Origin of the sequence: Pseudomonas sp. 1928-m (assembly GCF_029269135.1) — a bacterium.
GTDB lineage: Bacteria > Pseudomonadota > Gammaproteobacteria > Pseudomonadales > Pseudomonadaceae > Aquipseudomonas.
In genome coordinates this window covers 1,027,536-1,049,431 of record NZ_JARIXO010000001.1, presented here as the reverse complement: position 1 = coordinate 1,049,431, position 21,896 = coordinate 1,027,536, and the positions used below count along the sequence as shown (strand labels likewise).

Here is a 21,896-nt window from a genome sequence, read left to right as displayed (position 1 = left end):
GAGCTCATCATGCCTAACCTTATCCTCGCCGACCTCACCAACGAAATCGAGGCCAATGTGCGCCGCGCACTGGCAGAGGATATCGGCAGTGGCGACATCACCGCACAGTTGATACCCGCCGAGCGCCTAGCACATGCCAAAGTCATCACCCGCGAGTCCGCAGTTATCTGCGGCACCGCCTGGGTCGATGCGGTATTTCGCCAACTCGACCCGCGGGTCGCCGTGCACTGGCATATCCAAGACGGCCAGCGCGCCGAACCCAACCAGGTGCTGTTTGAACTGGAAGGCCCCGCCCGCGCCCTACTCAGCGGCGAGCGCAGTGCCCTGAACTTCCTGCAGACACTCTCCGCTGTAGCCACCCGCTGCCAGCACTATGCCGATCTGGTGCAAGGCACCGCCGTCAAACTACTCGACACCCGCAAAACCCTACCGGGCCTGCGCCTCGCGCAGAAATACGCAGTGACTCAAGGCGGCTGCCACAACCATCGCATTGGCCTATATGACGCCTTCCTTATTAAGGAAAACCATATCGCCGCCTGCGGCGGCATCGCCCAAGCGGTAGCCGCCGCGCACAAGATCGCGCCCGGAAAACCGGTGGAAGTTGAAGTGGAAAGTTTGGAAGAACTGCGCCAGGCATTGGATACGGGAGCGGACATCATCATGCTTGATGAACTGAGCTTGGATGAAATGCGTGAAGCTGTAGCCCTCACTGCCGGTCGCGCAAAGCTGGAGGCATCAGGCGGGGTAAACGAAAGCACCTTGCGCGCGATTGCCGAGACAGGGGTGGGCTATGTGTCAATTGGCACGCTGACCAAGGATGTGAAGGCGGTGGATTTGTCGATGCGGCTTAACAGTTAAACACACGAACAGCACAACACAATATTTGCCGAGCCCCCAACCGAGACCAAACAGCCACAGTGCACACCTAACTTGAACCCAACAGAAATAGCTATGGAACAAAAAACTGAAAATAGCCGCAATCCAACTATGGCCCCGCCACCAACACACACACACCACCCGTAGCAACGGTGCACGTTATAGAACCGGTTCCAGGGGAAGAGGGCGTACCGGTAACAACCGTAGTAAAATCAATCACTGTGGTAATACTGTCACAGGCAGACAACGCTGCGGCTACCGGATTAACACTATTATGAAGATCCGCCAGCGCAGTGTTCACATAGGCCTTGGCCTCTGCCAAGCAAGCGTTATCAGCCGAGCGAGTCACATAATCCTGGTATGCAGGTAAGGCGACAGCAGCCAAAATACCAATGATTGCAACCACGACCATCAACTCAATTAATGTAAAGCCATTGCGCACTTGAGCTTGCATGCAAATACCCCTTAGAGACAATATCTCATCAGGTCGCGCCGAAAGGCGTGTATTAAAAATCATGGTAAAAAATACCCCGCATGTAGCGGGGCATTTTTTACCAGCAGCGGATTTAAATCAGGCTGCACTCGCAGAATAATGCCCCTGCAGCCACCCTGAAATCGATCCACTACGCTGACTCATTACGGCAGCGAGCAAGTAGCACCCTGACTAAAGTTGCAAGTCACAACATCGCCACTACCATTATTAGGCGTAAACGTAATAGCAGCCTCAAGAGCAGTTGTGGGTTCAGCAGAAATGGCCGAGCAGGCTACCGGGGTGAAACCAGGGGCAGCGGCAACCTTAGGATCCAAGATAGACGCCAATGCAATGTTGGCGTAAGCCTTAGCTTCGCCTAGACAAGCGTTATCCGCCGAACGACGGGTATAGTCCTGGTAGGCTGGCAGCGCAATGGCAGCCAGAATACCGATAATCGCAACCACGATCATCAGTTCGATCAGGGTAAAACCTTTTTGAGCTTTCATAGAGTCTCTCCGAAAATATGGACAGGTCCAAAGACCTACACGAAGCAATGCAGGCAGCATGCCAACCCCTGCAACCCACCTAACAAGCTGCCGCATAAGCCTGCGACAGCCCCACACAAGCACAGACAAGGCACTAACTGCCATTTTTTGTCACTGAAGCTCCCGCCATTTGGCAGCCATAAGCAACTAGGCTATAACGCAGGCATTGTTATGGAGCCTGCAATGAACGATAGCGTGTCCCTTACCGGCCTGGCCCGGCAGATGGTACTGGCGGAACTGCTTGATGAAAAAACCGCCCAGCAAGCCCAGGCACAAGCCCAGCGCAACAAGCTGTCCCTGGTCACCTACCTGGTGCAAAACAAACTCGTCAAAAGTCGCGTGCTGGCGGAACTGGCAAGCGAGCAGTTCGGCGTTTCCTTTATCGATTTAAATGTGATCGATAAGGAAAGCCAACCCAAAGCACTAGTGACCGAGAAGCTGGTGCGCCAACACCGCATACTGCCTTTGTGGCGACGCGGCAATAAGCTGTTTATCGCAGTATCTGACCCCACCAACCATCAAGCTGTCACCGACATTCAGTTCAGCACCGGGATGAACACGGAAGCCATCCTGGTTGAAGATGACAAGCTGGGCGACGCCATCGAGAAATTCTTTGACGCTGGCACAAGCGGCATGGAAGACCTGGGCGATATCGACCTCGACGGCCTGGATGTTGAAGCAGTCAATGATGACGCTCAAGAAAAAGGCGATGGCAATTCGGCCGATGATGCCCCCGTGGTTCGCTTCGTTAACAAGATGCTGCTCGACGCAATCAAGGGCGGTGCTTCCGACCTGCACTTCGAGCCTTACGAAAAGACCTACCGCGTACGCTTCCGCACTGATGGCATCCTGCAGGAGATTGCTCGCCCCCCCATTCAGCTTTCCCCACGCATATCTGCGCGCCTAAAAGTAATGGCGGGCCTGGATATCTCCGAACGGCGGCGCCCGCAGGACGGACGTATCAAGATGCGCATCTCCAAAAGCAAATCGATTGATTTTCGCGTGAGCACCTGCCCCACCCTTTGGGGCGAGAAGATTGTGATGCGAATTCTCGACTCGGCCAGCGCACAAATGGGCATCGATGCCCTGGGCTATGAGGAGTCGCAAAAAGACCTGTATATGACGGCCCTCAAACAACCCCAGGGCATGATTCTGGTCACAGGCCCTACCGGCTCGGGCAAGACAGTATCTCTCTACACCGGCCTCAATATCCTCAACACAGTGGACGTAAACATTTCCACGGCTGAAGACCCGGTAGAAATCAACCTGGAAGGCATTAACCAAGTCAACGTTAATCCCAAACAAGGTATGGATTTTACTGCCGCACTTAAATCTTTCCTACGCCAGGACCCTGACATCATCATGGTCGGCGAAATCCGCGACCTAGATACTGCTTCCATTGCCATCAAAGCGGCGCAAACGGGCCATATGGTGATGTCGACCCTGCACACCAATAGCGCCGCAGAAACCCTGACCCGCTTGCGCAACATGGGCGTGCCCTCTTTCAATATTGCAACCTCCGTCAACCTGATCATCGCCCAACGCTTGGCGCGCAAGCTGTGCAGTCACTGCAAAAAAGAAATGAAAATCCCTCGCGAAGCACTGCTTGAAGAAGGCTTTCCAGAGGACAAGATAGGCACATTCAAAATCTATGAGCCTGCCGGCTGCGAAAATTGCAATGGTGGCTACAAAGGCCGTGTCGGTATTTATGAAGTGGTTAAAAACACGCCTGCCTTGCAACGGATTATCATGGAGGAAGGCAACTCTATTGATATCTCTATCCAGATGCGCAAAGACGGCTTTAATGACCTACGGACCTCAGCACTGCTGAAGGCCATGCAGGGCGTTACTAGCCTCGCAGAAGTGAACCGCGTGACGAAGGACTAACTGATGGCCGTTAAAGCACTAAAAACCAGCACATTCGCGTGGGAAGGCACCAATAAGCAAGGTGCAAAAACCAAGGGCGAGATCGACGGCCAGAATCCTGCGCTGGTAAAAGCACAGCTGCGCAAGCAAGGGATCAACCCGACAAAAGTACGCAAAAAATCTGCCTCACTTTTCAGTGCGGGCAAAAAAATAAAACCGATGCATATCGCACTGTTTGCCCGCCAGATGGCGACCATGATGAAAGCGGGCGTTCCGCTACTGCAGTCGTTTGAGATCATTGCCGAGGGCGTCGACAACCCCAATATGCGCAAGCTGATTGATGACATCAAACAGCATGTCGCTGCAGGTAATAGTTTTGCATCAGCGCTACGCACTCAACCTTTATATTTCGACGATCTATTCTGCAACCTTGTCGATGCCGGCGAGCAAGCGGGAGCTCTAGAGGACCTACTTGATCGCGTAGCCACCTATAAAGAAAAAACCGAAGCCCTAAAAGCAAAAATCAAAAAAGCCATGAACTACCCTATAGCAGTAGTTCTAGTCGCACTTATAGTCTCTGCCATTTTGTTAATAAAGGTTGTACCTCAGTTTGAAAGCGTTTTCTCTGGATTTGGTGCAGAACTTCCAGCATTTACGCTTTTTGTGGTCGGCATATCCAACGGCTTGCAAAAGTGGTGGTTCGTATTTTTAATAGGCGCACTTGCTGCTGGCTTTGCACTAAGCGAATTAAAAAAACGTTCAGAAAAATTCCGAAATTGGATTGACCGCACAGCGTTAAAGGCACCAATAGTCGGCGACATTATTTACAAGTCATCAGTAGCTCGCTATGCCCGCACTCTAGCTACCACCTTTGCGGCAGGTGTGCCGCTGGTTGAAGCGCTTGACTCCGTAGCAGGCGCAACGGGCAATGTGGTATTCCGGACTGCGGTTAACAAAATTAAGCAAGATGTTAGCTCAGGCATGCAGTTGAATTTCTCAATGCGAACGACGGGAGTCTTCCCCTCAATGGCGATACAGATGACAGCCATTGGCGAAGAATCCGGCGCACTGGACATGATGCTCGATAAAGTCGCAAGCTATTATGAGGCTGAAGTTGATAACGCCGTGGATGGCCTAACCAGCCTCATGGAGCCCATTATCATGTCGGTTCTGGGTGTACTAATCGGCGGTCTAATTATCGCCATGTACCTGCCAATATTCCAGCTTGGTGGAGTTATTGGATAAACATGCAAGCCATTTATATCCTAGCAAACAATACACTTGCACTTATCATTTCCACCACCCTCATCGGACTGTTGATAGGCAGTTTCATTAACGTAATTATTTATCGCCTGCCAAAAATGATGCAACGTGAGTGGCGTGAACAGGCTCGCGAGATATTGGAACTGCCCGCCGAGACCCATGCAGCAACATTCAATTTGGTATTGCCCAATTCAAGCTGCCCGCACTGCTCCCATGAAATAAAACCTTGGGAAAACATTCCGCTTATCAGCTATCTGTTTCTGCGTGGCAAGTGCTCAAGCTGTAAAGCACCTATCAGCATGCGCTACCCGCTGGTTGAACTGGCCTGCGGCTTGCTGTCGGCCTTTATCGCTTGGCACTTCGGCTTTACTTGGCAGGCTGGCGCGATGCTGCTGTTAACCTGGGGTCTGCTGGCGATGAGCCTGATCGATGTTGATCATCAGCTGCTGCCAGACTCGCTGGTGCTGCCGCTGTTGTGGCTCGGTTTGATTGCCAATAACTTTGGTTTGTTTACCAGCTTGGAAGATGCTCTCTTGGGAGCGATTGCTGGCTATCTGAGCCTGTGGTCGGTGTATTGGCTGTTCAAACTGGTAACTGGCAAGGAAGGCATGGGTTATGGCGACTTCAAGCTGCTGGCGATGCTCGGTGCCTGGGGTGGTTGGCAAGTATTGCCGCTGACGATATTGCTGTCGTCGCTGGTTGGCGCAGTACTGGGTTTGATCATGCTGCGCTTGCGTAATGCTGAAACCAGCACACCCATACCTTTCGGCCCTTATCTGGCGATTGCCGGCTGGATTGCCTTGCTCTGGGGTGAGCAAATCACCTCCGGTTATCTGCAGATCGCCGGTTTCTGATAAAGCGCCGTAGCCCGGACTGCATCCGGGCTACGGTACCCCGCCAGCAACATCTCGGAAGCCCCTGCACTTCGCGGGCATATCCCTATCGTTCGCCAGCAGCAAAGCAGCTGCACTACAATCGCGCCCTTGGATGTCTGACACGAGCGCGCACCTTGACGAAAAAACCCTGGATTCTTGGCCTAACCGGCGGCATTGGCAGCGGCAAGAGTGCTGTGGCCCATCACTTTATCGACCTGGGCGTGCATCTGGTTGACGCTGACCACGCAGCGCGCTGGGTGGTTGAGCCTGGCAAGCCGGCGCTGGCCAAGATCGCCGAGCACTTCGGCAACGATGTGTTGCAGGCCGACGGCCAGCTGGATCGCGCAGCATTGCGCAACCGGATTTTTGCTGATGCCAATGAGCGGCGCTGGCTAGAAGCCCTGCTGCATCCACTGATCGGCCAGGAAATTATCCAGTACCTGGCACGCGCAGAATCACCCTATGCCATTCTGGTTTCGCCCTTGCTGGTTGAGTCAGGCCAGCACAAGTTGACCCAGCGCATACTGGTGGTGGACGCCCCCGAGCAGCTGCAAATGCAGCGCACCATGGCCCGCGATCAGAGCTCCAGCGAACAGGTGCAAGCGATTCTCAAGGCCCAGGCTAGCCGTGAAGAGCGCCTACGCCACGCCCATGACGTACTGCTTAATGATCAAGATCTGCAGTGGTTGCAAGCCGAAGTGGAGCGACTCCACACCTTTTACCTGAGCCTACGAGGAGGCCAAGCATGAGTACGCCAACCCTAGTCGCCTGCCCTACCTGCAACGCACCCGTCGAGTGGGGCCCGCAAAGCCCGAATCGACCCTTCTGTTCCGAACGCTGCAAGCTGATCGACCTCGGTGCCTGGGCCTCGGAAGAGCACGCGATTGCCGGCAACCCGCTGGAAGATGACCTGTTCTCTGGCGAGCTACCGCCGCGCGAGCATTAAAAGACTGCTGAAGCAAATAGGCCAGCTGTGCGGGGCTTTAGCCGCGATTGCCGAGAAACTGCTACCCAATCGCGGATAAAGCCCCCACGGGAAACAGCAGATTATTCTGTGCCCCGGTACCAGGCCATCACGGCCGCATAAAGCTGTAATCGCGCTCGTCATCCAGATTATCGGCAAGAAACTGCAGCTCTGCGGCCAGGTCCGCCGCGCTGCGCGCCGCCCGGCTACGCTCGACCACTGCGCTGAGCAGTGCCCGCAGCGCCATGGCCTGATCAAAGCCCTGCGCCTCGACACCCTGCAAACTCTGCTCGATTGCCTGCCTTGCCCATTGATGCACGCCCATATCACGCCCTCTCAGTTGATAGGTGCAAGATCGCGCATGGCCGTTCGCGCGATTTGATCTGGATCAAGCCATGCAACGCAATCGATGCGCTGAAGAGTGCGCCATCAGCGCGGCAGATCGTCATCCTTCCAGGGCGCAGCCAGATAGCGCGTGCGATTGAAGGTCTCCAGCCAATCCGGATAGAACACCACCAGCGCCGTCACCAGCATGCCGTTGATAAAGGCCTCAGGAAAAATCACCAACCAGAGATAGCCGATAAAATCCTCCAGCCACGGCGGCATCGGGAACAGTCCATCTATCCAGAGCAAAGTGAAAGCGACGGTGATACACAACAATGCCGCCAGCGCCGCAGCGAAGAAGCCGCTGCAGAAGATGTAGACGAACAAATTACGTGGCTGTTTTTTCTCGACCCACAGCGCACAGGCCTCGGTCACCCACACGGGAATCACCACCAGCAGCACGCCGTTAACGCCCAGCGCGGCCAAGTCCTGTTTACCCAGCGCCAGCAAACCCAGCTGAGCAATCAGCCCAACCAGCATGGCCAGGGGCCAATCCAGCAGCAAGGTGACCGCCGTCATGCCAATAAAGTGATAGGACAGGCCCGAATCGAAGTCCCTGCGCACCAACCACAGTACAAACAGCGCCAGCGCTGTGCCGCCGAGCAGATGCTGGCGGCGTAAATCACTGCACAACTCAACCCAGGGCGCACGCCAGATCGCCCAGCACAACAGCGGCAGATAGATCAGCCAGCCCAGGATCTGACTAGTGGAAGACAGCACGCTTGCGGCAATCATGCAGAACAACCCCCAAGCCATAGTGACCGACTTGCGCAGTCTACAACTGCCGTGCCCAGCAACACATGAAAAGCCCGCAACAACCGTCGCAGAGGGGTACCAACAACCCAACCGCGCAGGCTAAGCTGAGCCCATGGATGACTCAGATTACCTGCGTCTGTTGACGCACCAGGCCGAACAAGCCAACGCTTTTCTCTCCAACGCGCGTAAGTGGGAGCGTGAGCGCTGGGTGTGCCAGCGCCTGCTGCAGGCGCTGAACGTCAGCCACCGCCTGGATGAGTTCAGCGCCGCCGGTCATGAACCGCCTGACGTGTTGTTCCGCGAGGCGAGCTTTGAAGTGTTTTTCGTCCTCGACGAGGGCCGCCGCCTGAATGATGAATGGCGCGCCGAACTGGAGCGGCGGCGCAGCGCGTTTTCCCTCAGCCAACTGGTGCGCCGCGAAGCCAAACCACGGTGCATTGCCGCTGCCGAGCTGCAACAGCGGCTGACGCCCACCCTGCGCAAGAAAGCCCACAACTATAAAGAGCGCGGCCTCGACCTGGGTGAGCTGGATCTGCTCGCCTACGTCAACCTCAAACGCGCCGTGCCTGACTTCAATAGCCACTTCCCGCCGCCGACCGAGTTCCTCCGTCAGGGCTGGCGCTCGCTGTCACTGGTCGGCCCGACCTTTGCCCGCGTGCTGTTCGCCCACCCGGATGCACCAGACTTTCTGCGCCACAACCTCGGCCGCTCCGTACTTTTCGATGTGGGCATCAGCCTGTGAGTCCTTTACACGAATTGCTCGCGGCCGTGCCGCAACAAGGCTGCGTGCGCTGGATTGGCGTACGCCCCGCTTCACGGGCGACGATGATCGAGCTAGATGCCGTCGAGGCGCGCCGCGAAGCCGGCCTCACCGGCGACCACAGCAGGCCTGGGCCGCGCAATGCCCGGCAGGTCACCCTGATTCAATGGGAACACCTGGCGGTGATCAGCGCCTTGATGGGCCGCTCCGCCGAACAGCCAATCAGCGCGCCTGAACTGCGGCGCAATATCGCCATCAGCGGCATCAACCTGTTCAGCCTCAAGGGCCGGCGCTTCCGCCTCGGCCAGGCGATTCTGGAAACCACCGGCTGGTGCCAACCCTGCGCCAAGCTGGAAGAGCGCCTGGGGCTTGGCACCTTTCAGGCCATGCGCGGCCACGGCGGAATTACCGCCCGCGTGCTACAAGGGGGGATTATTCGCCTGAATGACGCCCTGCGCGTTGAGCCTTTATAAGCCGCGCGGCTAGAATGCCCACCACTTCAGCCGGCAATCGACCTCGGTCAATTGCCTACCGGCCCCTTAATTCGAGGCACGTATGTCCAGTCGCCTGAACCCTGATGATCAAAAACGTGTTGAGCAATACCTCAGCGCTCCTCAGCATCAGGTCGAGCGCCAGCCATTCAAGGTTTGGCGGCTGCTGCTGATCATTGTGCTGATCACGATTGGCCTGGGTGTGCTGAGCCGTCTTCTGAGTCGATTGGTGCTATGAGCTGCTTAGCGCTCGCCCACAGCGACTCACCAGTTTTTCTTAAAAGCCTTGTGAGCGTGTCTGATGACTCATCAAATCGTAATTGTCGGCGGCGGCGCCGGCGGACTGGAGCTTGCTACCCGCCTGGGTAGAGCCCTGGGTAAACGCGGCCAGGCCAAGATCACCCTGGTCGACGCCAACCTGACCCACATCTGGAAACCACTGCTGCACGAAGTGGCGGCCGGCTCGCTGAACTCCTCAGGCGACGAACTGAACTACGTGGCGCAGGCCAAGTGGAATCACTTCGAGTTCCAACTGGGGCGGATGTGCGACCTCAATCGCGCGGAGAAACGCATCAGCCTGGCCGCCACCCTGGACGACCACGGCCAGGTACTGATGCCTGCACGCGAGCTGAGCTATGACAGCCTGGTTATCGCCGTGGGCAGCACCACCAATGATTTCGGCACTGCCGGCGCCGCCGAACACTGCCTGTTTCTCGACACCCGCGAGCAGGCCGAGCGCTTCCACCACCAACTGCTCAGCCATTACCTGCGCGCCCATGCCAGCCAGAGCGCAGCCACCGAACTGATCAACATCGCCATCGTCGGCGCCGGCGCCACGGGTGTGGAACTGGCCGCCGAACTGCACCATGCCGCCCGCGAACTGGCGGCCTACGGCCTGGACCGGATCAGCCCGGAAAACATGCGCATCACCCTGATCGAAGCCGGCCCGCGCGTATTGCCGGCCTTGCCAGAGCGCATCAGCCAGCCGGTACATAAAACCCTGGAGAAGCTCGGCGTAACTGTCCTCACCGGCGCCGCCGTCAGCCAGGTCACTCGCGAAGCGCTGCATACCGCGCAAGGCCAGGTTATTCCGGCCACCCTGAAAGTCTGGGCAGCGGGGATTCGCGCACCTGATTTCCTTAAAGAGTTGGACGGCCTGGAAAGCAATCGCATCAACCAGCTGCAAGTGCGCCTGACGCTGCAAACCACCCTGGACGACAACATCTTCGCCTTCGGCGACTGCGCCGCCTGCCCGCAACCCGGCAGCGAGGGCCGCAACGTACCGCCGCGCGCACAAGCGGCGCACCAGCAAGCCTCATTACTGGCCAAATCGCTGAAGCTGCGCATCGAAGGCAAGGCGCTGCCGGAATACCGCTACCGTGATTACGGCTCACTGATCTCGCTGTCGACTTTCTCGGCGGTCGGCAACCTGATGGGCAACCTGACCGGCAGCGTTATGCTCGAAGGCTGGCTGGCCAGGATGTTCTACGTGTCGCTCTACCGCATGCATCAGATCGCCCTGTATGGCGTAACCCGCACGCTATTGATGATGCTCGGCGACCGCATCGGCCGCAGCACCGAGCCGCGCCTTAAGCTGCACTAAGTTGACCCAGCAAAAACCGTAGGAGCGGGCCATGCCCGCGAAGTAATGATCGCGGCCATGGCCCGCTCCTACATTTATTTAATGCGCCAGAAAGGTTACCGCCATAAATCGCAGGCAATAAAAAACCCGCACTAGGCGGGTTTTTTATCATTCAAGCATGCTTGAAATGGTGGGTCGTGTGGGATTCGAACCTACGACCAATTGGTTAAAAGCCAACTGCTCTACCAACTGAGCTAACGACCCAAAAATGGTCGGGGTAGGGGGATTCGAACTCCCGACATCCTGCTCCCAAAGCAGGCGCGCTACCGGACTGCGCTATACCCCGATGAAAGATTGGCTCCGCGACCAGGACTCGAACCTGGGACCCAATGATTAACAGTCATTTGCTCTACCGACTGAGCTATCGCGGAACTACTTGCTTCCTTTCTCAGAAACCGGAGCCGGTTGTTAAATCGTTTCCCGTGTCTGAGGCGCGCCATTTTACGTTTCCGCGCGCGCCTGTCAACCCCTTAAATTGCTTTTAGTACAATGATTTGCAGCTGCGTGAGCGGCTGCTATATCTTCCCTATGTCTGTATTCATTGCAGGACGCACCAGCCGTAAGGCTCCAGCCAGGAAAGTCCATGAGTAACCAGGGCATACCGCCAAATCCACCCGGCTCAACGCAGACCCTTGCCAGCCGGGGTATCCAGCCGCGCTTCGGCGACCTGGTGCAAAGTTGTCGAAAACTGGTGATGAACCGTCTGGCCGAACACCTGACTGGAGTCTTCGCCCAAGTCGACGACACCCTGTTTGAGTGCGCCGAAAAAGCCGAGAACAATCAGGTACAAACCCTGTTCTTCGACAACATGCGCGAGATCCGCAGGCAGCGCCCGCAGATAGAACGCAGCTACCACCAGCAGATCGCGCAGAACTTCTCCGACTTCCTCGAAGGCAAGCTCAAACCGCCACCCAGCGCCAGTGAACTGGACGCCGAGCACATGGCCCTGGTGCAGAACGAGGATTATGAAGAAAGCCTGCAAGTCACCAATATGGTCAGCCGGGTCAAAGCACGCTGCGCGCAACCGCTGTTTGCTCTGGAGCAACGTCTGGCGCTGCTGAACAACGGCCAGAAGCTCGGCGAGGACATCAACCCCTTCGGCCCGCAGATGATTGCCCAGGCCTTTCGCGATGCCCTGACGCCCTGCCCGTTTCCGCTGCGTATAAAGGTCATCCTTTATACGTTGTTTGATACTCACGTTATGCAGAGCCTGGACAGCATCTATGCCGCGCTGAATCAGCGCCTGATTGATGCCGGTGTACTGCCTAACCTGAAGTACACCGCGCAGCGCAACAATCCGCCGGCACGCCCCAAGACCACACCCGCCGCGCAGGCTGAACAAACGACCGAGAACCGCACCAGCGGCGCTGCAACCGTTACGCAGCCACCAGGACAGCCCTATAACGCCGCCAGTGCAGACTTGAGCGGCCCGCCGCCGAGTGACCCGCAGGAGTTACTGGGCAGCCTGGCGGCCCTGCTGGGCGAACACCGCCAGCGCGACATTGACGCCCCGCTACTTGGCGGCACCCGCAGCATTGCCAGCTTTACCCCGCGCGAGGCGACCAGCACCTACAGCGCCTCAGCCCTGCTGGATGCGCTCAACCGCATGCAGCAGCAATCGGCCAACGACCTGTCACAGCGCCTGAGTCGCCCGCAGCAGGTAGAAGGTCTCAAGGCCGATTTGCAGCAACAGCTGGAGGCCCACAGCGAACTGCCTGGCCAGCAGAAGGTTTCCGATCAGGAAGCCGACGTGATCGACCTGGTCGGCATGCTGTTCGACTTTATCCTCGACGACGACAACCTGCCGGACAGCTGCAAGACCACTCTGTCCCACCTGCACACGCCCTACCTGAAAGTGGCGCTGCAGGACAAAGCGCTGTTCACCCAACATCACCACCCGGCCCGCCGCCTGCTCAACGCCATGGCCCAGGCTGGCGTGCTGTATGGCGGCGAAGGCGATGAGCGCGGTTTACTGGCCAAGATGCAGTGGGTGGTTGAGCGAGTTATCCATGACTTCTTCGGTGACCTGCAACTGTTTGACGGCCTGCTAGAGGAGTTCAACGAATTCGTTGCCACCCTCAGGCACAAAGTCGAGCTGCGCGAACGCCGCGCGGTGGAAGCCGCCAAAGGTCGCGACAAACTGCTCGGTGCGCGCCAGCACGCGGTCGAAGTGATCGCCAACAGCCTGAATAACCGTCAGCCACCGACCATCATCCGCAACTTCCTCGAACTGACCTGGGCCGACGTACTGGTATTTGTGCTGCTGCGCAACGGCGAACAGAGCCCGGAATGGCAGCGCGCCTGTGAAGCGGCCGAGCAGCTGGCCTGGAGCGGTACGCTGCTCGACGAAGCCGGTCGGGAACGCCTGCAAAAACTGCGCGTGCCGCTGCTCGAAGATCTGCGCAAAGGTCTGGAACTGCTCGGTGGCTACCACGAGGATGGCATTCGCCGCCTGCTGCAGGACCTGGTGGCCTGCCAGCACGCCGTACAGGCCAAACAGCCACAGGTGGCCGCCCAGCTCAAGCCAACCCTGCCCGAGAGTCCGCTGGGCGCCATGCTTGGCGAAGATGCTGCACTGGCGACCCTGGCACCGCGCGAATCAACACTCTCGGCCCGCGCCCAGGCGCTGGCCAAGGAGCTGGGCCATATCGAGTTCGGCACCTGGTTCGAGTTCGTCAATGGCGAACAGGTGCGCACGCTCAAGCTGTCCTGGTTCAGCCCGACAACCCGCAACTATATGTTTGTCGACCAGAGCGGCCAGCGCGTGGCAATCAAGCCACTCACCCAGCTGGCCACAGAAATGGAACAAGGGCTGGCGCGCATCGTCACCCCTGAACGAGGTGCACCGCTGGTGGACCGCGCCCTTACCGCCATTTACCGCGTGCTCCAGCGTTTTACCGGGCGCACGGCTGAGACCCAAGAATAAGGAACTCCTATGGATGACGAACGTCGCTTGCACAGCCGGCATAACGCCGACGTGCAGCTGGAAGTCTTCGACTTGCACACCGGGCAGCGCCTGGGCCGCGTGGTCGACCTGTCCGCCGATGGCTTTATGCTGTTCAGCGATACCCCGCTGACCGCCGACGAGCTGGTGGAGTGCCGCCTGGTCAGCGAACAGGAGGTTGAAGGCGTGTGTGAAATCACCCTGGGGGCCGACTGCCTATGGAGCCGACCCGGCGCCGACGGCCAGCACTGCTGGGCCGGCTTTCACATTATTGATCTGGCCGAAGATCAGGCAGCAGCGCTGGAAATTCTGCTTAAACACCTGTAATTCGGCCCCATAAAAAAACACCCCGGTCAGCGCAAACTGAACCGGGGTGTTTTTTTTATTTGGCAGTCTTAATGCTACCTGCAGCGCTTAGCCGAAGACGATCTCATCGCCCTCGACCTTGCCCGCCACGCTAGTGCCTGGGGCAAACTTGCCGGCCAGAATCAGCTGCGCCAAGGGGTTTTCGATCCAGCGCTGCACGGCACGCTTGAGCGGGCGCGCGCCGTAGACCGGATCATAGCCGACGGCGATCAGCTTGTCCAAGGCCTCATCAGACAACTCCAGGCTTAGCTCACGCTCAGCCAACCGCTGACGCAAACGGCCCAGCTGGATTTGCGCAATACCGGCAATCTGCTCGCGAGCCAGCGGCTCAAAGATCACCACCTCATCAATCCGGTTGATAAATTCCGGACGGAAGTGCGTGCCCACCGCATCCATCACCGCCGCACGCTGCGCCTCGCGGTCCCCGACCAGCTCTTGAATCTGCGTGGAGCCGAGGTTGGAGGTCATCACGATCACGGTGTTTTTGAAGTCCACGGTACGGCCATGGCTGTCGGTCAAACGGCCATCTTCAAGCACCTGCAACAACACGTTGAACACATCCGGGTGAGCCTTCTCCACCTCATCCAGCAGGATCACCGAATAGGGCTTACGGCGTACGGCCTCGGTCAGATAACCGCCCTCCTCGTAACCGACATAGCCCGGCGGTGCACCGATCAGCCGTGCAACGGAGTGCTTCTCCATAAACTCGGACATATCGATACGCACCAACGCCTCTTCGGTATCGAAGAGAAACTCGGCCAGCGCCTTGCACAGCTCGGTCTTGCCGACACCGGTCGGCCCGAGGAAAAGGAACGACCCGCTCGGCCGATTTGGGTCAGACAAGCCGGCGCGGGAACGCCGCACCGCATTGGCCACCGCAACTACAGCCTCGTTCTGCCCGATCACCCGCTGATGCAGTAGGCCTTCCATTTTCAACAACTTGTCGCGCTCGCCTTCGAGCATCTTGCTCACCGGTATACCGGTCCACTTCGACACCACTTCGGCGATTTCTTCCTCGGTGACCTTGCTGCGCAGCAACTGGTTTTCGCTCTTGCCGTGCTGATCGACCATCTGCAGGCTGCGCTCCAGATCAGGAATGATCCCGTACTGCAGCTCGGCCATGCGGTTGAGGTCGCCCTTGCGCCGCGCCGCCTCAAGCTCCTGCCGAGCTTGCTCGATTTTCTGCTGGATCTGCGCGGAGCCTTGTACCTCGGCCTTTTCCGACTTCCAGATATCTTCCAGGTCGGCGTATTCACGCTCCAGGCGGGCAATGTCTTCGTTGAGCTTGGCCAGGCGCTTGATCGCCGCCTCGTCGTCTTCCTTCTTCAGCGCCTGAGCTTCAACCTTGAGTTGAATCAGCCGGCGCTCCAGACGGTCGAGCACTTCGGGCTTGGAATCGATCTCCATACGGATGCGGCTGGCCGCTTCGTCGATCAGGTCAATGGCCTTGTCCGGCAACTGACGGTCGGTGATATAGCGGTGCGACAGCTTGGCCGCGGCGATGATCGCGCCATCGGTGATGGCCACCTTGTGGTGCACCTCATAACGCTCTTTCAGGCCACGGAGGATGGCGATGGTGTCTTCTTCGCTCGGCTCATCCACCAGTACTTTCTGGAAGCGCCGCTCCAGCGCGGCATCTTTTTCGATGTACTGGCGGTACTCGTTGAGCGTGGTCGCGCCGACGCAATGCAGCTCACCGCGCGCCAGGGATGGCTTGAGCATATTGCCGGCATCCATCGAGCCTTCGCCCTTGCCGGCGCCGACCATGGTGTGCAGCTCGTCGATAAACAGGATGATTCGCCCTTCCTGCTTGCTTAGTTCATTGAGCACGGCCTTCAGTCGCTCCTCGAACTCGCCGCGGAACTTGGCACCCGCAATCAGCGCGCCCATATCCAGCGACAACAAACGCTTGTCTTTCAAGCCATCCGGTACTTCACCGTTGACGATGCGCTGGGCCAGGCCTTCGGCAATCGCCGTTTTGCCCACGCCCGGCTCGCCGATCAGCACCGGATTGTTCTTGGTACGGCGCTGCAACACCTGGATGGTGCGGCGAATTTCGTCGTCACGACCAATTACCGGGTCGAGCTTGCCTTCCTCGGCGCGCTTGGTCAGGTCGACGGTGTACTTGTCCAACGCCTGGCGGTTTTCCTCGACGTTCGGATCATTGACCGCATCGCCGCCGCGCAGGTTTGTCACGGCGTTTTCCAGTGCCTTGCGGCTGACGCCCTGCCCCAGCAGCAGCTTGCCCAGCTTGGTGTTCTCATCCATCGCGGCCAGCAGCACCAGCTCACTGGAGATAAATTGGTCGCCCTTCTGCTGCGACAGGCGATCAGCCTGATTGAGCAGGCGCGCCAGATCCTGCGACAAGTTGACGTCGCCGGATGGGTTCTGGATTTTGCCCAGCTGATCCAGCTCCTTGCCCAGGGCCAGGCGCAGGCTGTTGACATCAAAACCGACCTGCATCAGCAGCGGTTTGATCGAGCCGCCTTGCTGTTCAAGCAAGGCCTGCATCAGGTGCAGCGGTTCAATGGCCGCATGGTCAAGACCCACGGCCAGGGACTGCGCATCGGAGAGCGCGAGTTGCAACTTGCTGGTTAAACGATCAATACGCATAAACAATCAACCCTCGTGGTGATGGCAGGCCGGCACACTGAATCGCGCCCAAACAGAAAGCCTGCGGATGAAGAGTAGATGAGGCCGATTGTGCGGGTTTCAAGCCGAGCGGCGTTGACCTGGGTCATTTACCGCAACAGTGCCGCAGAGGCGGCACGTGGGGATCAGTTGCCCAGCCAGATCAGACTGGCAAAGCGACCGGTTTGCGCCGAGCGGCGGTAGGAGAAGAAACGCGGGTCGTTGAAGGTGCAGAAATCGCCGCCGTACACCGCCTCGACACCATGGGCAGCCAGACGGATGCGCGCCAACTGGTAAATATCGGCGATAAATTTGCCTGGATTGACACTCGACTGGAATGCCGCAGCGGCCTGCGCATGCTGAGCGACAAAGGCTTCACGCACTTCCGCCCCCACTTCGAAGGCCTGCGGCCCAATTGCCGGCCCCAGCCAGACCAGCACCTGATCTGCCGGCACCGCCAATTGATCCAGAGTGGCTTCCAGCACCCCTGCAGCCAGCCCGCGCCAGCCGGCATGGGCTGCCGCAACACGGCTGCCGGCACGGTCACAGAACAGCACGGGCAGGCAGTCGGCGGTCATTACCGTACAGGCAATGCCAGGTTTGCTGGTCCAACTGGCGTCAGCTTCGAGCACCCGCGCAGGATTGGCCTCAACCACCGCAACACCATGCACCTGCTGCAACCAGGCCGGCTTGCAGCCGAGCAGGCTGACCAACCGCTGACGGTTTTTCAGCACGGCCTTTGGCTCATCACCAACATGCTCGCCCAGGTTGCAACTGTCGAACGGCGCCACGCTGACACCACCACTGCGGGTGGTGACGCTGGTTTTTACTCTTGCCGGTGCGGGCCATTGCGGCGTCAGCCAGTCGTGCATCCTGTCACCCTGCTCCCTGTTGCCCAGCACTGGGTTAACCAACGTTCTAGCCAATAAAGGCCTCACGGTCCTGGCGCAGCAGCGTCAGCAACCAGACAAAGTCATCCGGCAATGGCGACTGCCATTTCATCCGCTCACCGGTAATCGGATGGTCCAGCTCTAGGAAACGCGCATGCAAAGCCTGACGCGGGAACTCCTTGAGCGTTTGCACCATGCTCGGGTTGGCCGCCGGCGGAATACGGAAGCGTCCGCCGTAGACTGGGTCGCCCACCAGCGGATAGCCAATATGACTCATGTGTACGCGAATCTGGTGGGTGCGACCAGTTTCCAGCTTGACCCGCGCATGGGTATGCGAGCGATAGCGCTCCAGCACCCGGTAGTGGCTGACCGCCGGCTTGCCGCCATCGCTCACCGCCATGCGCTGACGCTGCGAAGAGCTGCGGCCAATCGGCGCGTTGATCTTGCCGCCCGAGGTGATCACGCCAATCACGATGCACTCGTAGATACGGCTGACCGAGCGCTTCTGCAGTTGGTCGACCAGGCGGGTCTGCGCTTCGATGGTCTTGGCCACCACCATCAGGCCGGTGGTGTCCTTGTCCAGGCGATGAACAATGCCGGCGCGCGGCACATTGATAATGTCCGGCACGTGGTGCAGCAAGGCGTTGAGCAAGGTGCCATCGGCATGCCCGGCGGCCGGATGCACGACCAGGCCGGCCGGCTTGTCGATCACCAGAATCTGCTCGTCTTCATAGACGATGTTTAGCGCGATGTCCTGGGCGATCCATTCGCCCTGGGCTTCCTGCTCGGCGTTCAACGCCAACAGTGCACCACCGTGGACGATGTCGCGCGGACGCAACACCTCACCATCGACGGTCAGCAGACCCTCTTTGATCCAGGCAGACAGACGCGAACGCGAGTGCTCGGCGAACAGGAGTGCGGCGACTTGATCGAGGCGTTGACCGCCCATTTCATAGGGCACCTCGGCGTTCAGTTCAATGATCTGCTTATTAATAGAGGACATGCTCGGCAACAGAGGGGGCATAGCTTTTGGTTTCGGCTACACGCTTGTGGTTAAATACGGCGTCTTTGCCCCAGGGGTACCGGGGGCGCTCATCATAACAGGACGGCTTTGCTCAAGACAGCCGCCGTCACAGGGACGCAAGCCGCCATGCAAGTGAAACACCTGCTGCTGATCGCAATCCTCGCCCTCACTGCCGCCTGCTCATCGAAGCAGGTGGTCGACGAAAATCTGAGCGAGACCGAACTCTACCAGCAGGCACAAGCCGACCTGGACAATAGTAGCTATACCAGCGCCGTCGCCAAGCTCAAGGCCCTGGAGTCGCGTTATCCATTCGGCCGTTATGCCGAACAAGCACAGCTGGAACTGATCTACGCCTACTACAAGAACGTTGAGCCGGAAGCTGCCAAATCCGCAGCCGACCGTTTTATCCGCCTGCACCCGCAGCACGCCAACGTTGATTACGCCTACTACCTCAAGGGCTTGGCCTCGTTCGATCAGGACCGCGGCCTGATTGCCCGCTTTGTCCCGCTGGACATGACCAAACGCGACCCAGGTGCCGCTCGCGACTCCTACAACGAGTTTGCCCAGCTCACCAGCCGCTACCCCACCAGTCGCTACGCGCCAGATGCCAAGCAGCGCATGATCTACCTGCGCAACCTGCTGGCGGCCTACGAGATCCACGTGGCGCACTACTACCTGACCCGCAACGCCTACGTGGCAGCGGCCAACCGCGGCCGTTACGTGGTGGAAAACTTCCAGGAAACCCCTGCAGTCGGCGATGGCCTTGCCGTGATGACCGAAGCCTACCAACGCCTGACCCTGGATGACCTGGCAGCCACCAGCCTGGAAACCCTCAAACTCAACTACCCGGATCACCCAAGCCTGGTCGACGGCCAGTTCGTTCCGCGCGAAGAAGAAGCCGACAGCCGCTCCTGGCTGGCCAAGGCCACCCTGGGCCTGATCGAAACCGACACCCCGCTGCCACCCGGCGAAACCCGCGCCAGCCAGGATGTGATTCGCCAGTACGAAGATGCCGAAGAGCAGATCCCGGACGACCTCAAGGCCGGTACCAGTGAAGAAAAAGCAAGCCGTTCCTGGTTCAGTTACCTGACCTTTGGCCTGTTTGACTAAGCCGGCAAAACGCAGTGAAAAAGGGAGGCCTAAGGCCTCCCTTTTTATTGACCAGATGGCCGAAGCTGAACGGCAGGTAAGCCCGCCGTCACCACCAAACGCGGCTTATCGCGCAAAGCGGCGGGAAACAATACTCAGCGCACGACTTCAACGCTGGGCGCACACAGACGGGTTAGCTAAACTGCCCGCTTACCGATAGAAAGAGAGCGCCATGGGCCTGTTCCGCTTACTGTTCTGGATTGCCGTCATTGCGGCCGCGTTCTGGCTGTGGCGGCGCTTTACTCGGCCAACAGCCCCTCGCCCAGAAGACCACAACACCAGCGCAGCCCCTACCCCAATGGTGCGCTGCGAACATTGCGGCACCCATGTCACGCGCGATCACGCGCTGGCAAAGGGCGAACAGTGGTTCTGCAGCCAGGCGCATCTAGAGCAAGGCCCACAATCCGGTGAGCGCTGATTTCTCCCTGAGCGGAGAGCAAAGCAGGCGAATCCTGCGGCTCTATCACCTGTACCGCCTGGTGATCGGCATCACCCTGGCGCTGCTGGTATCCAGCAATCTGGACAGCGAACTGCTGGACATGATGCACCCAACGCTGTTTCGCAATGGCAGCTGGCTGTATCTGGCGCTTAACGTCCTAATTATCGCCACCGTGCGCAGCCCCAAGGGCCTGGCGCAAGTCTTCAGCTTGGCGTTGGTCGATGTAATTCTGCTGTCAGGCCTGTTCTATGCCGCCGGCGGCACGCCCAGCGGCATCGGTAACCTGCTGATTGTTGCCGTGGCGATCGCCAATATCCTGTTGCGTGGGCGTATCGGCCTGCTGATTGCCGCAGTCGCAGCAACAGGCATGATCTACCTGACCTTCTACCTCAGCCTTAGCCGCCCAGCGGCAGCCGCCCAATATGTGCAAGTCGGCGCGCTTGGCGCGCTTTGCTTCGCCGCTGCACTTTTCGTTCAAGCTCTGACCCGCCGCCTGCAAGTCAGCGAAAGCCTGGCCGAGCAGCGCGCTGCCGACGTGGCCAACCTGGAAGCATTGAACGCCCTGATCCTGCAGCGCATGCGCACCGGCATTCTGGTGCTGGATGAACTGCACCGCGTATTACTGGCCAACCAGGGCGCCAACCACCTGCTGGGGCATGCCGACCTGACCGGCAAGATTCTCGACCCACACTGCCCAGAGCTGATCAAGCGCATGCAGCAATGGTCGCACAACCCCAGCTTGCGCCCAGCCAGCCTGCAAGCGGCGCCTGATGGCCGGGTGCTGCAGCCGAGCTTTATTGCCCTGCAACGCGGCGAGCACAAACACACGCTGATTTTCCTCGATGACATCTCGCAGATCGCCCAGCAGGCGCAACAGCTCAAGCTCGCCTCACTGGGCCGCCTGACTGCCGGTATCGCCCACGAGATTCGCAACCCACTGGGGGCAATCAGTCACGCCGCCCAGCTGCTGCAAGAGTCAGAAGAGCTGGAAGGCCCCGATCTGCGCCTGGCACAGATCATCCAGGACCACTCGCGGCGGATGAACCTGGTGATCGAGAACGTCCTGCAACTGTCACGGCGGCGCCAAGCCGAGCCGCAACTACTGGATCTGAAGTACTGGCTGCACCGCTTCGCCAGCGAGTTTCGCAGCAGCGCCGCCCCAGGTCAGACCCTGCACCTGGAAACCAGCAGCGGCAGCATCCAAACCCGGATGGACCCGCACCAGCTCACTCAGGTGCTGAGCAACCTAGTAGAGAACGGCCTGCGCTATAGCGCGCAAAAGAACAAACACGGGCAAGTCTGGCTGAAACTGTTTCGCGACCCGGAGAGCGAGTTGCCGGTACTCGAGGTACTGGACGATGGCCCCGGCGTTACCGAAGAACAGCTGCACCACCTGTTCGAGCCGTTCTACACCACGGAAAACAAAGGCACTGGCCTAGGCCTGTATATTTCCCGCGAGCTGTGCGAAAGCAATCAGGCCCGCCTCGACTATAAACTTCGTGAAGGTGGCGGCAGCTGCCTGCGTATCACCTTCGCCCACCCGCGCAAACTGAGCTGAC

At 58.7% G+C, this 21,896-nt stretch carries 21 protein-coding genes, 3 tRNA genes and 1 pseudogene; 15 read left to right on the top strand and 10 right to left on the bottom strand.

Annotated elements, in window-relative coordinates; genetic code table 11:
* Positions 1 to 9: 9 nt before the first annotated feature.
* Positions 10 to 858, top strand: a complete 849-nt coding sequence (gene nadC / locus P3C18_RS04655; RefSeq protein ID WP_275960692.1) for a carboxylating nicotinate-nucleotide diphosphorylase — start codon at positions 10 to 12, stop codon at positions 856 to 858.
* A gap of 127 nt (positions 859 to 985) precedes the next feature.
* Here nadC and P3C18_RS04650 read toward each other — a convergent pair whose 3' ends face one another.
* Positions 986 to 1,330: a prepilin-type N-terminal cleavage/methylation domain-containing protein gene (locus P3C18_RS04650; RefSeq protein ID WP_275960691.1), complete on the bottom strand. Its 345-nt coding sequence runs from the start codon at positions 1,328 to 1,330 to the stop codon at positions 986 to 988.
* A 413-nt stretch (positions 1,331 to 1,743) separates the two neighbouring features.
* A pseudogene (locus P3C18_RS04645) lies at positions 1,744 to 1,854 on the bottom strand (prepilin-type N-terminal cleavage/methylation domain-containing protein); the annotation flags it as partial.
* Positions 1,855 to 2,076: 222 nt separating this feature from the next.
* Between P3C18_RS04645 and pilB the strand changes: the two are divergent.
* The 5 genes from pilB to yacG all read left to right on the top strand — a co-directional run bounded on the left by pilB (position 2,077) and on the right by yacG (position 6,843).
* Positions 2,077 to 3,780 carry a type IV-A pilus assembly ATPase PilB gene (pilB, locus tag P3C18_RS04640; protein WP_275960690.1) on the top strand — a complete coding sequence of 568 codons (1,704 nt, stop codon included), beginning with the start codon at positions 2,077 to 2,079 and terminating at the stop codon, positions 3,778 to 3,780.
* A 3-nt stretch (positions 3,781 to 3,783) separates the two neighbouring features.
* Entirely contained in the window at positions 3,784 to 5,004 is a 1,221-nt protein-coding gene (locus P3C18_RS04635; protein ID WP_275960689.1) for a type II secretion system F family protein, read from the top strand.
* A gap of 2 nt (positions 5,005 to 5,006) precedes the next feature.
* Positions 5,007 to 5,876: an A24 family peptidase gene (locus P3C18_RS04630; protein ID WP_275960688.1), complete on the top strand. Its 870-nt coding sequence runs from the start codon at positions 5,007 to 5,009 to the stop codon at positions 5,874 to 5,876.
* Positions 5,877 to 6,031: 155 nt separating this feature from the next.
* Positions 6,032 to 6,646, top strand: coding sequence for a dephospho-CoA kinase (coaE, locus tag P3C18_RS04625; RefSeq protein WP_275960687.1), 615 nt, complete (start codon positions 6,032 to 6,034; stop codon positions 6,644 to 6,646).
* The gene (gene yacG / locus P3C18_RS04620; RefSeq protein ID WP_275960686.1) at positions 6,643 to 6,843 is read left to right on the top strand and encodes a DNA gyrase inhibitor YacG; all 201 of its coding nucleotides are present in this window, start codon (positions 6,643 to 6,645) and stop codon (positions 6,841 to 6,843) included. The genes coaE and yacG overlap by 4 nt, the downstream gene beginning before the upstream one ends.
* A gap of 127 nt (positions 6,844 to 6,970) precedes the next feature.
* Here the strand turns inward: yacG and P3C18_RS04615 are convergent, their stop codons facing one another.
* Both P3C18_RS04615 and P3C18_RS04610 read right to left on the bottom strand, forming a co-directional pair.
* A complete protein-coding gene (locus P3C18_RS04615; protein WP_275960685.1) occupies positions 6,971 to 7,186 on the bottom strand; it encodes a hypothetical protein in 216 nt (71 codons plus the stop codon).
* A gap of 104 nt (positions 7,187 to 7,290) precedes the next feature.
* Positions 7,291 to 7,980 carry an energy-coupling factor ABC transporter permease gene (locus tag P3C18_RS04610; RefSeq protein WP_275960684.1) on the bottom strand — a complete coding sequence of 230 codons (690 nt, stop codon included), beginning with the start codon at positions 7,978 to 7,980 and terminating at the stop codon, positions 7,291 to 7,293.
* Between the two features lie 133 nt (positions 7,981 to 8,113).
* Between P3C18_RS04610 and P3C18_RS04605 the strand changes: the two genes are divergently transcribed.
* The 4 genes from P3C18_RS04605 to P3C18_RS04590 all read left to right on the top strand — a co-directional run bounded on the left by P3C18_RS04605 (position 8,114) and on the right by P3C18_RS04590 (position 10,855).
* Positions 8,114 to 8,743, top strand: coding sequence for a DUF1780 domain-containing protein (locus P3C18_RS04605; RefSeq protein ID WP_275960683.1), 630 nt, complete (start codon positions 8,114 to 8,116; stop codon positions 8,741 to 8,743).
* A complete protein-coding gene (locus P3C18_RS04600) occupies positions 8,740 to 9,234 on the top strand; it encodes an MOSC domain-containing protein (protein ID WP_275960682.1) in 495 nt (164 codons plus the stop codon). Before P3C18_RS04605 ends, P3C18_RS04600 begins: the two co-directional genes overlap by 4 nt.
* 82 nt (positions 9,235 to 9,316) lie before the next feature.
* Positions 9,317 to 9,490, top strand: a complete 174-nt coding sequence (locus tag P3C18_RS04595; RefSeq protein ID WP_275960681.1) for a DUF3094 family protein — start codon at positions 9,317 to 9,319, stop codon at positions 9,488 to 9,490.
* A gap of 63 nt (positions 9,491 to 9,553) precedes the next feature.
* Positions 9,554 to 10,855, top strand: coding sequence for an NAD(P)/FAD-dependent oxidoreductase (locus tag P3C18_RS04590; RefSeq protein WP_275960680.1), 1,302 nt, complete (start codon positions 9,554 to 9,556; stop codon positions 10,853 to 10,855).
* A gap of 167 nt (positions 10,856 to 11,022) precedes the next feature.
* Here P3C18_RS04590 and P3C18_RS04585 read toward each other — a convergent pair.
* From P3C18_RS04585 to P3C18_RS04575, 3 genes are all read right to left on the bottom strand, one after another.
* Positions 11,023 to 11,098, bottom strand: a tRNA-Lys gene (locus P3C18_RS04585).
* A gap of 5 nt (positions 11,099 to 11,103) precedes the next feature.
* Positions 11,104 to 11,180: transfer RNA gene (locus tag P3C18_RS04580), tRNA-Pro, on the bottom strand.
* Between the two features lie 9 nt (positions 11,181 to 11,189).
* Positions 11,190 to 11,265, bottom strand: a tRNA-Asn gene (locus P3C18_RS04575).
* A gap of 212 nt (positions 11,266 to 11,477) precedes the next feature.
* Between P3C18_RS04575 and P3C18_RS04570 the strand changes: the two genes are divergently transcribed.
* Complete coding sequence (locus P3C18_RS04570) at positions 11,478 to 13,820, top strand: DUF1631 domain-containing protein (protein ID WP_275960679.1); 2,343 nt, start codon at positions 11,478 to 11,480, stop codon at positions 13,818 to 13,820.
* Positions 13,821 to 13,829: 9 nt separating this feature from the next.
* Positions 13,830 to 14,165: a PilZ domain-containing protein gene (locus tag P3C18_RS04565; protein WP_275960678.1), complete on the top strand. Its 336-nt coding sequence runs from the start codon at positions 13,830 to 13,832 to the stop codon at positions 14,163 to 14,165.
* Between the two features lie 87 nt (positions 14,166 to 14,252).
* Here P3C18_RS04565 and clpB read toward each other — a convergent pair whose 3' ends face one another.
* The 3 genes from clpB to rluD form a co-directional block, all read right to left on the bottom strand.
* The gene (gene clpB, locus P3C18_RS04560; RefSeq protein ID WP_275960677.1) at positions 14,253 to 16,817 is read right to left on the bottom strand and encodes an ATP-dependent chaperone ClpB; all 2,565 of its coding nucleotides are present in this window, start codon (positions 16,815 to 16,817) and stop codon (positions 14,253 to 14,255) included.
* A gap of 164 nt (positions 16,818 to 16,981) precedes the next feature.
* Positions 16,982 to 17,707, bottom strand: a complete 726-nt coding sequence (pgeF, locus tag P3C18_RS04555) for a peptidoglycan editing factor PgeF (RefSeq protein ID WP_275960676.1) — start codon at positions 17,705 to 17,707, stop codon at positions 16,982 to 16,984.
* 46 nt (positions 17,708 to 17,753) lie between these two features.
* Complete coding sequence (gene rluD / locus P3C18_RS04550) at positions 17,754 to 18,728, bottom strand: 23S rRNA pseudouridine(1911/1915/1917) synthase RluD (protein WP_160085539.1); 975 nt, start codon at positions 18,726 to 18,728, stop codon at positions 17,754 to 17,756.
* A 147-nt stretch (positions 18,729 to 18,875) separates the two neighbouring features.
* Here rluD and P3C18_RS04545 point away from each other — a divergent pair, with 147 nt between their 5' ends.
* The 3 genes from P3C18_RS04545 to P3C18_RS04535 all read left to right on the top strand — a co-directional run bounded on the left by P3C18_RS04545 (position 18,876) and on the right by P3C18_RS04535 (position 21,895).
* Positions 18,876 to 19,859 carry an outer membrane protein assembly factor BamD gene (locus P3C18_RS04545; RefSeq protein ID WP_275960675.1) on the top strand — a complete coding sequence of 328 codons (984 nt, stop codon included), beginning with the start codon at positions 18,876 to 18,878 and terminating at the stop codon, positions 19,857 to 19,859.
* A gap of 211 nt (positions 19,860 to 20,070) precedes the next feature.
* Entirely contained in the window at positions 20,071 to 20,316 is a 246-nt protein-coding gene (locus tag P3C18_RS04540; protein WP_275960674.1) for a PP0621 family protein, read from the top strand.
* Positions 20,306 to 21,895 carry an ATP-binding protein gene (locus P3C18_RS04535; RefSeq protein ID WP_275960673.1) on the top strand — a complete coding sequence of 530 codons (1,590 nt, stop codon included), beginning with the start codon at positions 20,306 to 20,308 and terminating at the stop codon, positions 21,893 to 21,895. The genes P3C18_RS04540 and P3C18_RS04535 overlap by 11 nt, the downstream gene beginning before the upstream one ends.
* The last annotated feature ends 1 nt before the right edge of the window (position 21,896 follow it).